General features: G+C 63.5%; 3 protein-coding genes. All 3 read left to right on the top strand.

Annotated features, from left to right (window positions below; all coding sequences use genetic code 11):
- Positions 1-361: 361 nt before the first annotated feature.
- Positions 362-688 (top strand): hypothetical protein, encoded by a 327-nt coding sequence (locus tag HY699_17425; GenBank protein MBI4517588.1) that lies wholly within the window; start codon positions 362-364, stop codon positions 686-688.
- 629 nt (positions 689-1,317) lie between these two features.
- Positions 1,318-1,605: a BrnT family toxin gene (locus tag HY699_17420; protein MBI4517587.1), complete on the top strand. Its 288-nt coding sequence runs from the start codon at positions 1,318-1,320 to the stop codon at positions 1,603-1,605.
- A 326-nt stretch (positions 1,606-1,931) separates the two neighbouring features.
- Positions 1,932-2,684, top strand: a complete 753-nt coding sequence (locus HY699_17415) for a class I SAM-dependent methyltransferase (GenBank protein MBI4517586.1) — start codon at positions 1,932-1,934, stop codon at positions 2,682-2,684.
- Positions 2,685-2,740: the final 56 nt, after the last annotated feature.

Raw genomic sequence — 2,740 nt, 5'->3', positions numbered from 1 at the left:
GTATTCCGTCATGCCCGCAAATCTTTAGAGCCTGCCCCCGCGAAGGCGTGGGGCGGGCATCCAGGGGCGGTGGGGCTCCGGATGGATTCCCGCCTTCGCGGGAATGACGGAGGGAAATCCTCGCGCGCCGCGACGATTTCCGGCCATAGTAGTTCAGGGCGGGCATCTTGCCTGCGGGCTTTCCTCCCGGTGGCGCAGGCATCCCTGCCTGCGGTCCTTGAGTCTTCCGCACCGAGGCCTGCCTGCCGAAGCCGCGGCGCAGGCAGGCCTTTCCGCCATCCGGCGGCACCATCACACCATCCTCGCGCACCGCCCCGTCGCGCCGGATGACGGAAAAACCCTTTTACGTTAGGGTACAGCTATGGCGAAGCGAGAAGCGCTGCTGATCCGAATCCGACTGTCGGATGACGACCTTGGATTCGCTGAGGATGACGATCGCGTGTCCGCGCTGGAGACCGCGGTCGAGAGCGCGCTTGCTGAGAAGCACCTCGGTCATCTCGACGGGCACGAGTTTGGAGGTGGTTGGGCCACCATCTTCTGCTATGGGGAGAGCGCCGAACAACTTTTTGAAGCTGCCCTTCGCACGCTACTCGAGCCGGCACTCGGGGATGGCTCTTACGCTGTGAAGCGGTACGGCGGCCCGGGGTCTCGCGAGGAAGTTGTCGACCTCAGCGGTGGTGCGGCCTAGGGAAAGGCCGATGAGCAACGTGACATCCCTAACTCAGCCGCTGCAGGCGACGGCGGGCCACAGCTGCCTTTCATCAGCGCCCGCCGCGCCTGAGCCGCGGCGTTAGACGCCCGAGCAAGGTGCCAGAGGAGGACCCAAGATGGGGCGTGTTCATTGTTTACGTCCACCGGGATGGCATCGAGCGTGCGGGATTACTCGCGTTCTGAGTGGCAGGAGGTCAGTGCGGCACTCGGTGAGGGCACCCTCCAAGTCTGTCTCGGCCCGCGCGCCGAACTCGACAAGGCAATTGACAACGCGTCGCGAGCCGAGCGTCACTTCCGGCGATGCGCGACAAGGCCGCCGAGCAGCTCAAATCGCTACGGCGGGCGCGGTCGGGCCGAATCACGTCAGCGCCCGTCGCCAACCAGCTGAACTGCGTGGTCCGGTGCGACGAGGTTCACTCGCCACGGACTCGCGCCTCTATCTCTGGTCGGGCAACTGCTTGCGCCCTTCATCAGCTCGACGCCGAAGACATGGAGGTCGTCGCCCGCCTGATCGAGGACGAGCGTGAGCCCAGGCGGGATGCGACGTGAACGCGACTTCGAGCCCACCGTGGTGATCCTACCTTCATGATGTGATACGTTGGCTGCGTGCGCTTTCGGTCCGACTCTCGCAAGGCGGAGGCGAATCTCCGTAAACATGGCGTGTCGTTCGAGGAAGCTTCGACGGTGTTCGGGGATCCCCTGGCGGCCACCAGAGATGATCCCGACCATTCTGTTGATGAGAACCGCTACCTCACGATGGGCTACTCCAATCGGCAGCGGCTTTTGGTAGTCTCACATTGCGACGAGGGCGAGGACGTGCGCATCATCAGCGCTCGAGAGCCAACGTCGAAGGAGCGACGACAGTATGAATCAGAAGGCAGAGAGAACCGATAACGACGAGATGCGTCCGGAGTATGATTTCTCGGGTGCGGTGCGGGGTAAGTACTACGAGAGGTACCGCGCTGGCACCAACGTCGTGTTGCTTGATGCCGATGTTGCGGAGGTTTTTCCAACCTCCCAGAACGTGAACGACGCGCTCCGAGTGTTGATCCGGGCCGCACAGGGGAAGGTGCTTCGCCGTGTCGGACGCAGTCGAGGGCAGAAGAGTCTAACTCAGCGCTCCACCCGACCGCGGCCACGACGTCACTCGCAAACCGCGAAGGGGGCGTCTGGCCGCGGCGGGTGAGCGCCGGCGTTAGACGGCGGCGGGAGGAGCGAGGATGATCGTTCGACGGATCCACGCGTCAGATCACCGCGAAGCCTACGACCTGTGGGCGAAGCACTTTGCAGACCCGGCGCTCATGGCGAATCGAGATGCCGAGACGACGAGGCGGAAGCTTGCCCGCGTAGCGAGCCAGCTTTCGCTCGGTCCGGCTTCGCGGGTACTCGACGTTGGGCCCGGCGATGGAGCGTTGTTCCGCCTCGTTTCGAACCGTGTCCTTCGCTGCTGCGGCGTAGACCCAAGCGCGAGCGCCGTCGCGAAGCTGACTCGGCTATTTCGTAATGCGCCAAACGTGGAGTTCAGGTTGGGGTCCGCGGAAGACATTCCGTACGCGGATAAGTCATTCGATGTCGTGGTGATCAACTCGGTACTCCAAGCGCTTCCATCCAAGGCGGTCGTGGAGCAAGCGCTGGCGGAGCTGGTTCGAGTCTGCTCTCCCGGCGGCACGGTGTTCGTCGGAGAGCTGCCCTTCCGGCCTGAACTTGACAGAGGCATCGTCGTTCATCTCGGCCGCAAGCTTCGCGAGTTCGGGCCCCGCGCGTTGGCGCGCACGATCTACTCCACGTACATCCGACCGCTGCTGCGCGGAGAACCACTCGTGCTCTACCCGGCGACCAATCTCCATGTTCCACAGGAAGAGTTCGAGGCAATATGTAGCTCCCTGGGTCTAGCCGTCCGTTGCCTCCGGCATCTCGAGCTGCGCCGTCCGTCCGAGACGCGGAATGACTACTTCCTGGCTCTCTCCTCCTGAACGGAGGATCAGACGCCGTCAACACCTATAAGGCCTCCGTTGTCAAGAAGACGCGG

The organism is Deltaproteobacteria bacterium (genome assembly GCA_016210005.1).
In the GTDB taxonomy this organism is placed as follows: domain Bacteria; phylum Desulfobacterota; class Binatia; order HRBIN30; family JACQVA1; genus JACQVA1.
The sequence above is the reverse complement of the archived record's forward strand: the minus strand, read 5'-3'. Positions and strand labels throughout refer to the sequence as shown.